Source organism: Variovorax davisae, assembly GCF_030316845.1.
GTDB lineage: Bacteria > Pseudomonadota > Gammaproteobacteria > Burkholderiales > Burkholderiaceae_C > Variovorax > Variovorax davisae.
Map to the genome: position 1 here is coordinate 233,285 of NZ_JASZYS010000012.1, position 12,195 is coordinate 245,479.

The 12,195-nt window shown below is 69.0% G+C and carries 12 protein-coding genes; 6 read left to right on the forward strand and 6 right to left on the reverse strand.

Going from position 1 to position 12,195, the window contains the following annotated elements; all coding sequences use genetic code 11:
- Positions 1-4 precede the first annotated feature (4 nt).
- The 4 genes from QTI33_RS25645 (at position 5) to QTI33_RS25660 (ending at position 4,364) form a co-directional block, all read left to right on the forward strand.
- On the forward strand, positions 5-1,333 hold the full coding sequence (locus QTI33_RS25645) for a hypothetical protein (RefSeq protein WP_286509180.1): 1,329 nt from the start codon (positions 5-7) through the stop codon (positions 1,331-1,333).
- Complete coding sequence (locus QTI33_RS25650) at positions 1,330-2,826, forward strand: Dyp-type peroxidase (protein WP_286509181.1); 1,497 nt, start codon at positions 1,330-1,332, stop codon at positions 2,824-2,826. Before QTI33_RS25645 ends, QTI33_RS25650 begins: the two co-directional genes overlap by 4 nt.
- The gene (locus tag QTI33_RS25655; protein ID WP_286509182.1) at positions 2,823-4,049 is read left to right on the forward strand and encodes a catalase family protein; all 1,227 of its coding nucleotides are present in this window, start codon (positions 2,823-2,825) and stop codon (positions 4,047-4,049) included. Before QTI33_RS25650 ends, QTI33_RS25655 begins: the two co-directional genes overlap by 4 nt.
- Positions 4,050-4,169: 120 nt before the next feature.
- Positions 4,170-4,364, forward strand: coding sequence for a hypothetical protein (locus QTI33_RS25660; protein ID WP_286509183.1), 195 nt, complete (start codon positions 4,170-4,172; stop codon positions 4,362-4,364).
- Between the two features lie 2 nt (positions 4,365-4,366).
- Here QTI33_RS25660 and QTI33_RS25665 read toward each other — a convergent pair whose 3' ends face one another.
- The 6 genes from QTI33_RS25665 to QTI33_RS25690 all read right to left on the reverse strand — a co-directional run bounded on the left by QTI33_RS25665 (position 4,367) and on the right by QTI33_RS25690 (position 8,436).
- On the reverse strand, positions 4,367-5,053 hold the full coding sequence (locus QTI33_RS25665; protein WP_286509184.1) for a glutathione S-transferase: 687 nt from the start codon (positions 5,051-5,053) through the stop codon (positions 4,367-4,369).
- Complete coding sequence (locus QTI33_RS25670) at positions 5,020-6,375, reverse strand: MATE family efflux transporter (RefSeq protein ID WP_444814891.1); 1,356 nt, start codon at positions 6,373-6,375, stop codon at positions 5,020-5,022. Before QTI33_RS25670 ends, QTI33_RS25665 begins: the two co-directional genes overlap by 34 nt.
- Before the next feature lie 68 nt (positions 6,376-6,443).
- The gene (locus tag QTI33_RS25675; protein WP_286509185.1) at positions 6,444-7,016 is read right to left on the reverse strand and encodes a DUF2239 family protein; all 573 of its coding nucleotides are present in this window, start codon (positions 7,014-7,016) and stop codon (positions 6,444-6,446) included.
- Entirely contained in the window at positions 6,986-7,522 is a 537-nt protein-coding gene (locus QTI33_RS25680) for a MarR family winged helix-turn-helix transcriptional regulator (protein ID WP_286509186.1), read from the reverse strand. Before QTI33_RS25680 ends, QTI33_RS25675 begins: the two co-directional genes overlap by 31 nt.
- Positions 7,519-7,881: a GIY-YIG nuclease family protein gene (locus QTI33_RS25685; RefSeq protein ID WP_286509187.1), complete on the reverse strand. Its 363-nt coding sequence runs from the start codon at positions 7,879-7,881 to the stop codon at positions 7,519-7,521. Before QTI33_RS25685 ends, QTI33_RS25680 begins: the two co-directional genes overlap by 4 nt.
- A 60-nt stretch (positions 7,882-7,941) precedes the next feature.
- Complete coding sequence (locus tag QTI33_RS25690; protein WP_286509188.1) at positions 7,942-8,436, reverse strand: hypothetical protein; 495 nt, start codon at positions 8,434-8,436, stop codon at positions 7,942-7,944.
- 92 nt (positions 8,437-8,528) lie between these two features.
- Between QTI33_RS25690 and QTI33_RS25695 the strand changes: the two genes are divergently transcribed.
- Positions 8,529-10,901 (forward strand): Tex family protein, encoded by a 2,373-nt coding sequence (locus QTI33_RS25695; protein WP_286509189.1) that lies wholly within the window; start codon positions 8,529-8,531, stop codon positions 10,899-10,901.
- A gap of 41 nt (positions 10,902-10,942) precedes the next feature.
- Positions 10,943-12,016, forward strand: a complete 1,074-nt coding sequence (locus QTI33_RS25700) for a patatin-like phospholipase domain-containing protein (protein ID WP_286509190.1) — start codon at positions 10,943-10,945, stop codon at positions 12,014-12,016.
- The last annotated feature ends 179 nt before the right edge of the window (positions 12,017-12,195 follow it).

Genomic DNA, 12,195 nt, shown 5'->3' on the forward strand with positions numbered 1-12,195 from the left:
TGCGGTGACGCCCCAATCGCATTTCATGGTGGTCGCGGCCGTCGCGGGCGGCCGCGAGTCCGCCCTGCGCAAGCTGCTGGACACCATGAACCTGACGCCCGGCATGGCCGACCCGGACAATGCGCTGGTGCCGTTCGGCCGCTTCGAGCGATTGCACTACGCGCGTTTCGCGCTCCTGACCGACACCACGCTCGGCGACCTCGAGGCCTTCGAGCTGCCGCGGCCACGGGTGCCGCTCTACCTGAGCTTCCTCGGCGAATGCGACGGGCCGGCCAACGACCAGCTGGCCGAGTTCGCGCAGCTCGCGGGCGATGGCCTGCGCAGCGTCTTCGCGCACTGCGAGGGCTTCGACGTCGACGGCAACCTGTTCGCATGGCTCAAGGCGCGCTCGCTGCCGGTGGCCGCGGGCTATGTCAACCGCATCGGCCGCACCGTGCGGCAGGTGCGCGAAGACGGTGCGCTGCAACGCGCGCTGGCCTCGCAGGTGCCGCGCGACATCGCCGCCGAAGCCGAGGATCCGCAGGCGCTGCGCCAGCGCCTGCTGGCCTTCGTGCAGGCCGAGCAGCTCGAGGGGCGGCTGCTGCTGACCTCGCCCGAACGCACGCCCACCGGCTGGTGGCTGCGCAATCTGCTGCATGCGATCGCACCGCTCGCAGCCCTGCTCGTGCTCGTGCTGCTGGTGTGCCGACTGCCGCTGCTGCTGCCCTTGCTGGTGCTGCTGGCGGCCTGGCTGGTCTGGCAGCTGCGCCGCCGCGAGAAGAGCGACCCCGAGTTCTGTCCACGCCCGGACCGCGCCGCGGTGCAGGAGATGCAGCGCCTCGAAGACCACGACCTCACCAACAGCTTCACCGCCCTCGGCCCGGTCAAGCCGGGGCTGTTCCGGCGCTGGCTCACGCAGCTGATCCTCTACGCCATCGACTATGCCTGCCGCCATGTCTTCGGCCGCGGCCATCTGGCGCGGGTGCAGACCATCCATTTCGCGCGCTGGGTGTTCCTCGACGGCAAGACCCGGGTGCTGTTCGCGAGCAACTACGACGGCAGCCACGAAAGCTACATGGACGACTTCATCAACAAGGCGGCCTGGGGCCTGAATCTGGTCTTCAGCAACGGCTTCGGCTGGCCGCGCACCGACTGGCTGCTGAAGGGCGGGGCGCGGCACGAACTGCGCTTCAAGTACTACCAGCGCCGCCACCAGCTGCCGACCCAGGTCTGGTACAAGGCCTACCCCGGCCTGACCCTGACCGACCTGGAGCGCAACCGGCGCATCCGCGAGGGCTTCGAGATGCACCAGGTGACCGACGACCAGGCGCTGGCCTGGCTGAGGCTGCTATGAGTGCCCCGGCGGTCGAGTACGACGACATCCAGGGCCTGGTGCGCTTCGGCTACAAGCGCCTGACCCAGGCCTGCTTCCTGTTGTTGCGCGTGACCGATGCGCAGGCTGCGCGCGACTGGCTCGCACGCGCGCCGGTCAGCAGCGCGACAACGCAGCAACCGCCGCCCACGACCGCCCTCCAGGTGGCCTTCACTTGCGCCGGGCTGCAGGCCTTGGGCGTGCGGCAGGACGTCGTCGAGGGCTTCTCGCACGAATTCATCGTCGGCATGGCGAGCGACGCCAGCCGGGCACGACGGCTCGGCGACCTCGGCGCCAACGATCCGGCCGGCTGGCAATGGGGCGGCTCGCCCGAACAGCTGCCGCACGTGCTGCTGATGCTCTATGCCGCGCCGGGCGGCCTCGAGGACTGGCAGCGCGACGTGCTGGCGCAGTGCGAGCAGGGCTTCGAGCAGCTCGGCTACCTCGACACCGCCGACATGGACGGGGTCGAGCCCTTCGGCTTCGCGGACGGCATCTCGGAGCCATCGATCGACTGGCTGCGCGAACGCGCGGCGCGCGACGAGGAGGTCGACCGCTACAGCAACCTGTCGTGCCTCGGCGAGTACCTCCTGGGCTATCCGAACGAGTACGGCGCCTACACCGACCGGCCGCTGCTCGATCCCGACCGGGACCCCGATGCGCTGCTGCCGCGCGCCGAAGACGCGCCCGACAAGGTCGACCTGGGCCGCAACGGCAGCTACCTCGTGCTGCGCCAGCTGCAGCAGGACGTCGCCGGCTTCTGGCGCTTCATGGATGCGCAGGTCGCAGGCGACCCGGCGCTGCGCAAGCAGTTGGCCGAGGAAATGGTCGGCCGGACGATGGAAGGCGAGCCATTGGTCGGACGCACCGGTGAACGCATCCCGGGCGAGGACGACCCGCGCAACAGTTTCACCTACGGCAGCGACGGCGAGGGCCTGCGCTGCCCGATCGGCGCCCATGTCCGGCGCAGCAACCCGCGCAACGCCGACCTGCCGCCGGGCAGCCCGGGTTTGCTCTCGTGGGCCCGGCGGACGCTGGGTTTCGATGCCACGGCCCTGGCGGCCGACAAGGTCTCCTCGACCCGCTTCCACCGGCTGCTGCGGCGAGGCCGCGAATACGGCAGCGCGGTCTCGATCGAGCAGGCCCTGTCGTCGGCGCCGGCGAACCCGGGCGACGCCACCGGCCTGCACTTCATCTGCCTGGGCGCCAACATCGCACGCCAGTTCGAGTTCGTGCAGTCGGCCTGGCTCGCCGGCCTGCGCTTCGATGGCCTGCCCGGCGACAGCGACCCGCTGACGGGCCACCACCTGCCGCGCGACGACGGCACACCGACCGACGGTTTCGCGATCCCGCTCGACGCCGGGCCCGACCGCCGCGTGGACGGCCTGCCGCAGTTCGTGACGGTGCGCGGCGGCGCCTACTTCTTCCTGCCCGGCCTGCGGGCCTTGCGCTACTTGTCGAGGGTGCAGCCATGAACTCGAATGCCAGCCGCCCGACGCCGCGGGCCAACACCGGCTCGGCCTGGCGCAACTTCGTCAGCGATTCGGGGATGGCGCTGATCCGGCTCGAGCGCCGCTTCGATCCGCTGCTGCGGCCGGCCTTCGACGCCTTCCTGCGCGATCCGCTGGCGCGCTTCACGACCGCGCTGATCAATCGGCAGCGCGGCGACGAAGGCCTGGCGCTCGCCGAGGAACGGCTGCTCCCCGACGAGGAGAGCTTCACCGACTCGATCGTCAAGAGCTTCACGCGCCAGATGACCGACCTCTGGAAGCCCGGCGGGTTCGAGCGCGGCGGCAACACCAAGACGCAAGGGCTCGTGCGCGGCGAGTTCCGGGTGCACGACGACATCCCCGCCCACATGAAGCGCGGCATCTATGCCGAGCCGCGCACCTTCCGCTGCTGGGTGCGCTTCTCGGGGCCCGGCCCCTACATCACGCCGGACATCGACGATGTCGGCTTCATGAGCATCAGCATCAAGCTCCTGGGCGTGCCGGGGCCGAAGCTGATGGAGGAAGAGCAGCACACGCTGGACATGTTCGCCGTCTCGACCCCGACCTTCGTCACGCCCGACGCCAAGTGCAACGCGGCGCTGCAGCGCGAGAGCGTGAAGAACGCGCAGATCTTTTATTTCGTGAACCTGCGCGAGCCGCATCTGCTCGACCTCGTCATGCAGTCGCTCTTCATCAAGACCCAGAGCAGCCCGTTCGAGGCGCCGTACTTCAGCTGCGTGCCCTACCTGATGGGGGAGGGCCAGGCGATGCAGTACTCGGTCTGGCCGAAGACGAAGCAGCGCACGCCGATCCCGCGGCTGCCGCTGCGCCCGCCCGACGACTACCTGCGCCAGGCGATGGTGTCGGCGCTGGCCAACGACGATGTCGAGCTCGACTTCCGGGTCCAGATGCAGACCGACCCGCACCTCATGCCGATCGAGAACGCCGGCGTGCTGTGGCCCGAGAAGCTGTCGCCGCGCGTCAGCGTGGCGACGCTGCGGCTGCCGCGCCAGCGCTTCGATTCGCCAGCGCAGATGGAATTTGCGAAGCGGCTCTCTTACAACCCGTGGCACACGATCGCGGAGCACCGGCCGCTCGGCAACCAGAGCCGGGCGCGCAGGCGGATGTACTGGGAACTGGCCAAGCTGAGGCACACGATGAACGCGGTGCCGCACTACGAGCCGACCGGGGACGAGGTGTTCGAGTAGCGCCAGTGGGCATCGAATGATCGTCCGCACCTTCGGTCCCGCCTGGAACGCTCGAGACCGACCTCTATTTGGCCGCCTACGACCAGCGCTGGGTGCCCGGGCCGAACTTCGGGGCCGGTCATGGCCGACTCCATGGGCGCGCTCGGCGTGCCTGCGATCGTGCGTCCCTGGGCCGTGAAGGCGGTGCGGCGCACCGTGCGGGCCCAGCTCGAGGCGCAGGACACCGGCCTGCGCCCGATCGAACAGACCCTGGCGCGCTACCACCAGCGGATGGTGCAGCAGTACTGGCCTGAGCGCGACGCGACGCCGGCCTGAGTTCATGGAAAGCCGATCCCGGCCTGGCCGCTTATCCACGGCGCGTACTTCGCCATCACGCGCTCGAAGAGCGGCGCTTCGAGCCTGGCCCGCAGCCAGGCCTGCAGCGCAGGCCACGGCTGCCGGTCGAACCACGCCGCATCGACCTGCGCGAACTGCCGCACGAAGGGTGCGATCGCCATGTCGGCCAGCGCGACCCGCTCGCCGTGCAGGCAGCGCGTGGCCTGCAGGCGAGCCTCCAGCCGCGCGAGGAAGAGGCCGCCTTGCGTCCGATGCGCTTCGGCGTTCGCGCCCGGCTGCCGCTCGGGGTACTTGTAGCCGTCCAGGTCGTGCTTGAAATCGCCGTCGCAGTCGGCGATCAGTGCGAGCATGTCTTTCAGCGTGCCGCGCGAGGGTCGCAACCAGCCGGCGGGATCGCTGCGCCCCAGCGCCCACTGCATGATGTCCAGGCTCTGTTCGATCACGCGGCCATCGGTGTCGACCAGCACCGGCACGGTGCCCTTCGGCGAGGCGGCCAGCAACGCGGCCGGCTTGTCGCGCAGCACGACCTCGCGCAGTTCGCAGCGCTGGCCGCTGACCGCGATCGCCATCCGTGCCCGCATCGCATAGGGGCAGCGGCGGAACGAATAAAGGACCGGCAGCGCCGCCGCCGGCCTCAGATCAGCCGTCGGATCGCCTTCTTGCGCCATACGAAGCGGTAGTAGCAGGCCTGCAGGGTCAGCATCGCGCTGAACGCCACCGGGTACGCGACCCAGATGCCGTTGAGCCCGAAGCGCCGGCCCAGCCACCAGGCCACCGGCACCTCGATCAGCGCGATGCAGAAGACCGAGATCGCCGTCGGCACCAGCACCGAGCCGCTGGCCCGCATGATCCCCGACAGCGCCGATCCCATGCCGAAGATCACGGTGCTCCACAGCATGATGTGCAACAGCGTCTGCGCCACCTCGATCACCGGTTCGCTGGTGATGAAGAAGCCCATCAGCGGCCGCGAGAACAGGTAGCCCAGCAGCACCAGCGAGCCGGTCAGCACCAGGTTCATGAGCAGCGCGGTGCGGGTGATGGCACCGAGGCGCTGCGCCTGGCCGGCGCCGATCGCCTGGGCGCCGAGGATCGACGCCGTGATGGCGATCGAGATCGCCGGGAACTGCACGTAGGCCACCACCTGGTTGACGGCGCCGTAGGCCGCCGTGGCGTTCGAGCCGTAGGCGTTGACGAAGGACAGCAGCGCGATCTCGGCCAGCGACACGACGATCATCTGCACGCCGGTCGGCACGCCCACCTTGAGCACCGCCTTCAGCAACGGTGGACGAATGCGGAGATGCCGCATGAAATCGGCATCGGGCGCCAGCACGCTCTTCTTGCGCCGCAGGTGGAAGCCCAGCCAGGTCGTCGCCACCACGAAGGACACGACCGTGGCGCAGGCCCCGCTGGCCACGCCGAGCTGCGGCAGCCCGAACCAGCCCCGGATCAGCGCCGGCGTGATGAGCAGGCCGAGCGCGGTCGAGATCATCAAGGTGTAGAGCGGCGTGACGGTGTCGCCGACGCCGCGCAGCATGGCGGTCGACAGCAGGAACACGAACAGCCCCGGCATCGCGATCAGGATGATGCGGGCGTAGCGCGTGGCGTCGGGGAGGATGTCGGGCGGCGTGCCGAGCAGCTTCAGCATCGGCTCGGTGAAGACGCCGCCGAAGAAGGCGACGCCAAGGCCGAACAGGATGCCCACCGTGAGCGTGGTGCCGGCCACCGCGCGCGCCTTGTCGGGCTCGCGGGCGCCCCAGGCCTGGCCGATCAGCACCGAGGCGCCGGCGCCCAGGCCGATGGTGAAGGCGATGAAGAAGAACATCACCGGGAAGAAGCCCGACACCGCCGCCAGCGCGCCGACGCCGAGCATCTGGCCCAGGTAGATGTTGTTGATCGTGCCCGACAGCGACTGCAGGATGTTGCTGAGCAGCATCGGCGCGAGGAACAGCAGGAACACCTTCCACAGCGGCTTGGAGGCCATCGCCGCCAGCCGCGGATTGACGGGCGGCGCCTTCTGCAGCGGCGCCGGGTCGGCGAGCACGGCCGGGTCGGGAGCGCTCATGCTTCGCTCCAGGCCGAGGCGGAGAGTCGCCGAAGCTGTTCGACCACGTCGCCGGGCCAGGGACCGATCAGCTCGCCGAAGCGGGCCTGATCGCCGGCGAACAGGGCGCGGGCAGCTTCCTCGAAGCCGGGCAGGGCGCCGGCGATCGCGGTCATGAAGCGGTAGGTGGCTTCGCGCGATGCACGCACGGCATCGCGTTCGGCATTGACGCGGCTTGCGTCCTGGACCAGACGCCGCAGCGCCACGGACGCGCCGCCGGGTTGGCGGTTGAGCCAGTCCCAGTGGCGCGGAAGCAGCGTCACCTCGCGCGCCACCACGCCCAGCTTGGGGCGGCCCACGCCGCGCGGGGTTTCTGCACGAGCGGGAGCGCTGGCCGCGGGCGTCATCGCGCCGGCCCGGTGGTGGACGTCGAAGTCGAGCAAGTCGCCGGTCTGTTCGTCGAACACGAGAAAGGGCCTGTCGTCCGTGCGCTCGCGCAACTGCGCGAGTACGTCGGGCGTGCGCCCTTGGGCGATGCGTTTCAGGTCGGCGAACACGATCAGGTTGACGGGGGCGGCGTCGGATGACATGCGAGATCTCTTTGTTCTTCTGGGTCAGGGCGATGCGAAGTGCGTAATCTACCCGTTGGGGCGCTTCCGGCGTCGGGTGCGCCACCGGTGCATAGCGTCAGCATCGCGGCGTGGATTGCTGGCAGGCGGTCCGGGTCCAGCGCTTGCACGGCTTTTTCGCAGATGGCCTCGACGGTCGCGATGGCTTCCTGCACCAGCCTGCGGCCGCCAGTCCGGATGGCAGCATGCCGCCGGGTCTCCTCGCCGGGCACGGCGACACGTTCCGCCAGGCCCGTTTTCTCCAGCACGACCATCTTCCGCGTCAGGGCAGACAGCGACAGCCCCAGAAGGCGTGCCAGGTCGGACATCGGCATGCGGCCATGGTCCGCGCACCAGAGCCCGTGGAGCAGCGTGAAGTCGCCGAAATCCAAGCCATGGAACGCGCCGAGATCTTCCGCGAGGCGCAGGTTCAGGCTGGCGTGGGCGCGGCCGATGCCGAGGCAGAAGCCGAGTGCGTCGACCGTCATGGCGTGTCGTACCCGCGCTCGCCGACACACTGGAGTTCCTCGCGCCAGAGGGCCAGGAGTTTTTCGAGTTCAGCGGCGCGGTCGAAGGCCGGATCATCGCTCTGCTTGACCCGGTCGATCACCTCGAAGCGAAAGTGCGCCGCCCCATGGTCGATCCAGTCGCGCACCAGCGCCTTGTTGCGGTGCGAGCGCAGGCCGAGTTCGAAGCGCGCACGGTTCAACGCGCCCTCGACATCGAGGCTGCCGGCCACGAAGACGCGGCCGTTCGAGGTGTTCGTGATGACGAAGACACCCGCCGCAAGCACGGTGTCCTTGTACTTCCGGGTGAGGGAGCGTCTGGTTTCGGGTGGCAGATTCATGCCGACAATATTACCCGGGCAAAATAAAATAGGCAATATACCCGGGTAAAAATAGAACGCTCAGCCTTTCCGCAGGCGCCGCCATCCTCGACGGGTCCGCTCCTTGAGGTACTGCACGATGTGCCAGGGACGGCTCTGGCGAACGCGTGTCAGCACCTCGTCCTTCCAGCGTTTCCAGCGCGGGTAGTAGCGCGCGAACCAGGGGATGCGCATCAGGGCCGGCTCGACCAGCTGGAACAGCCAGGCCAGGATCGCCGTGCCGAGCAGCTTGGCGGTCAGCAAGAGCAGCAGCGCGCTCATCGCGTGGCCCTCGCCGAGCAGGAAGAGGCCGAAAAGCTTGACCGGCAACAACAGAAGCACCGGCACGAAGAAGGCCAGCACGGCGCCCCAGGGCGGCAGCGCGCGGAGCGCCGCTTCGATCCGCGCCCAGAGGCGCAGCCGCGCCAGCCGCGCCATCGCGCGGGCCATCGGCTCCCAGCCCCACTCCTCGAACAGCAGCACGGGCACCAGCAGTGCCATGCCGAGGATGCTCAGGAGTTTCTTCAAGATACGCATGCCGGCCCATTCTGCGCCGGGGCCTATGGCAAACTTCCGCGCTTTATCCGCCAGGCGCCAAGGGCGCCGCCGTCCCAGAGCCTTCCTCATCCATGCAGAAAATCATTCGCCAGCTCGCGGCCGAGATCAAGGTCGGCGAGCACCAGGTGAAGGCCGCCGTCGATCTGCTCGACGGGGGTGCCACCGTGCCCTTCATCGCCCGCTACCGCAAGGAGGCCACCGATGGCCTCGACGACACTCAGCTGCGTGAGCTCGAAGCCCGCCTTTCGTACTTGCGCGAACTCGAAGATCGGCGCGCCGCGGTGCTGAAGAGCATCGACGAGCAAGGCAAGCTCACGCCGCAGCTGCGCGCCGCGATCGAACTGGCGCCGACCAAGCAGGAGGTCGAGGACCTGTACCTGCCCTTCAAGCAGAAGCGCCGTACCAAGGGCCAGATCGCCCGCGAATTCGGCATCGAGCCGCTGGCCGACAAGCTGCTGGCCGATCCGACGCTGGATCCGGCCGTTGAAGCGAAGGCCTTCCTGCAGCCCGCCACGACGCTGGACGACGGCAAGCCGGGGCCGGATTTCTCGACCGTGCCGGCGGTGCTCGACGGTGTGCGCGACATCCTCTCCGAGCGCTGGGCCGAGGACGCCCCGCTGGTGCAGCGGCTGCGCGAATGGCTCTGGGCCGAGGGCCTGCTCAAGTCCAGCCTGATGGCGGGCAAGGACGAGAACAACGCCGACATCGCCAAGTTCCGCGACTACTTCGACTACGACGAGCCGATCGGCCGCGTGCCTTCGCACCGTGCACTCGCGGTGTTCCGCGGCCGGGCGCTGGAGATCCTCGACGCCAAGCTGGTGCTGCCGGTCGAGCCCGAGCCCGGCAAGCCCTCGATCGCCGAAGGCAAGATCGCGCTGCACCTGGGCTGGAGCCATGCCGGCCGTGCCGCCGACGACCTGATCCGCAAATGCGTGGCCTGGACCTGGCGAGTCAAGCTGGCACTGTCGACCGAGCGCGATCTCTTCACGCGGCTGCGCGAAGAGGCCGAGAAGGTCGCGATCAAGGTCTTCGCCGACAACCTGCGCGACCTGCTGCTGGCGGCGCCGGCCGGCCCGCGCGTCGTGATGGGCCTGGACCCGGGCATCCGCACCGGCGTCAAGGTGGCGGTGGTCGACTCGACCGGCAAGCTGGTCGAGACCGCGACCGTGTTCCCGCACGAGCCGCGCAAGGATTGGGAAGGCTCGCTGCACACGCTCGGCAAGCTCTGCGCCAAGCACGGCGTGAACCTGATCGCGATCGGCAACGGCACCGCCAGCCGCGAGACCGACAAGCTGGCCGCCGACCTGATCAAGCTGCTGGCCAAGATGACGGCACAGGCCGGCGCGCCGGCCGTCAACGTCGACAAGGTGGTGGTCAGCGAGGCCGGCGCCTCGGTCTATTCGGCCAGCGAGTTCGCCTCGCAGGAGATGCCCGATGTCGACGTCAGCCTGCGCGGCGCAGCGAGCATCGCGCGCCGCCTTCAAGATCCATTGGCCGAACTCGTGAAGATCGATCCGAAGTCGATCGGCGTCGGCCAGTACCAGCACGACGTCAACCAGAGCGAACTCGCGCGCACCCTGCATGCGGTGGTCGAGGACTGCGTGAACTCGGTCGGCGTCGACCTCAACACCGCCAGCGTGCCGCTGCTGTCGCGGGTCTCGGGCCTGTCGGCGAGCGTCGCCAAGGCCGTCGTGCGCTGGCGCGAGGCCAACGGCGCCTTCGCCAGCCGCCAGCAGTTGCTGGACGTCGGCGGCTTCGGTGCCAAGACCTTCGAGCAGAGCGCGGGCTTCCTGCGCATCCGCGGCGGCAGCAACCCGCTGGACATGACCGGCGTGCACCCCGAGACCTACCCGGTGGTCGAGCAGATGATCGAGAAGACCGGCAAGCCGGTGGCCGAGCTGATGGGCCGCGCCGAGATGCTCAAGACCCTCAAGCCCGAGCTGTTCGCCAACGAGAAGTTCGGTGTCATCACGGTCAAGGACATCTTCGGCGAGCTCGAGAAGCCGGGCCGCGATCCGCGCCCGGACTTCAAGGTGGCGCGCTTCAACGACGGGGTCGACGACATCAAGGATCTGGTCGAGGGCATGGTGCTCGAGGGCACGGTCAGCAACGTGGCGCAGTTCGGGGCCTTCGTCGACCTCGGCGTGCACCAGGACGGCCTGGTGCACGTGAGCCAGCTGTCGCACAAGTTCGTCAACGATGCGCGCGAGGTCGTCAAGACCGGCGACATCGTCAAGGTCAAGGTGATGGAGGTCGACGTGGCGCGCAAGCGCATCGGCCTGTCGATGAAGCTGGACGCCGCGCCGGCGCGCCGCGATGGCCCGCGCGACAACCGTTTCGAAGGGGCAGGGCGGGGCCAGCAGGGCCCGCGCCGCGACAACTCGCCGCAGCCGGCCGGCCAGATGGCCTCGGCCTTTGCGAAGCTGCAAGGGTTGCGCAAGTAGCTGACGGCGGCGGGCGCTCGTTTCTTGCCAGTGGACATCGCATGAAGGCGCTTCGCATCTACGCCGGCCCGGCAGCCCGCGCGCACATCACCACCCATGGCCTTCGGCCGCAGGACGTGCGCACCATCCCGGGCGCGGCCGGCGGCCCGAAGGGGCTGGTGCTGGGGCCGATCGACCGTTTCCTGTTCGGCGACTGGCTGCCGCGCAGCACCCAGCCGATCGACCTGGTCGGCGCCTCGATCGGCGCCTGGCGGCTCGCCAACGCCTGCCTCGCCGACAGCCAGACCGCCTTCGAGCAGTTCGAGCAGGGCTACATCCACCAGCATTTCGAGCTTCCGCCAGGCCAGAAGCGCCTGAGCGCGAAGCAGGTCAGCACCCAGTTCGGCGAGGGCCTGCGCAGCTTCTACGGCGGCCGCACGGCGCAGGTGCTGGGGCATTCTCGCTACCGGCTGCACGTGATCACCTCGCGCGGCCGCCACATCCTCGGGCGCGAGGGCCGGGCACGCACGCCGGTGGGCTACCTCGGGGCCTTCCTCACCAACAGCGTGCACCGCAAGAGCCTGGGGGCCTGGCTGGAGCGCGTCGTGTTCTCGACGCCGGGCGCGGCGCTGCCTTTCGGCACGCGCGACTTCCGGACCCGGCAGGTGGACCTGGTCGAAGCCAACTTCGAACTTGCGCTGCAGGCCTCGTGCTCGATCCCGTTCATGCTCGAGGCCGTGCACGACATTCCGGGTGCGCCCACGGGGGCCTACTGGGATGGTGGCATTACCGACTACCACCTGCATCTCGATTACGGCAATGCCGAGGGCATCGTGCTGTACCCGCATTTCCAGCAGGCTGTGGTGCCGGGCTGGCTCGACAAGGGCCTCAAGTGGCGCCACAAGCCGACGGGTTTCCTCGACCGCATGGTGGTGCTGGCGCCGGACCCTGGATGGGTGCGGACCTTGCCCAACGGCAAGCTGCCCGACCGCAACGATTTCATCCGCTACGGCAACGACCTGCGCGGGCGCATCAAGGCCTGGAGTACGGCGGCGGCTGAGTCACGGCGGCTGGCGGACGAGTTCGCGCAATGGCTGGACGGTGGCTGCAGCGCGCTCGACGTGCGACCGCTCTGAATTTGCGCGCTGCGCGCGGACTTCAAGACTGAGAGGAGGCTATCGCCCTCCGGGCGGGGCCACGCACCCAGCCCATTCGCCTGTGCGTCGAAGCCTTGTCGCCATCCATCTGCGAAGCGTCCGACAGCACATTGCGCCCCGTCTTTCCGATGGGTGAATCAGTATCGAAGGCTCGCTGC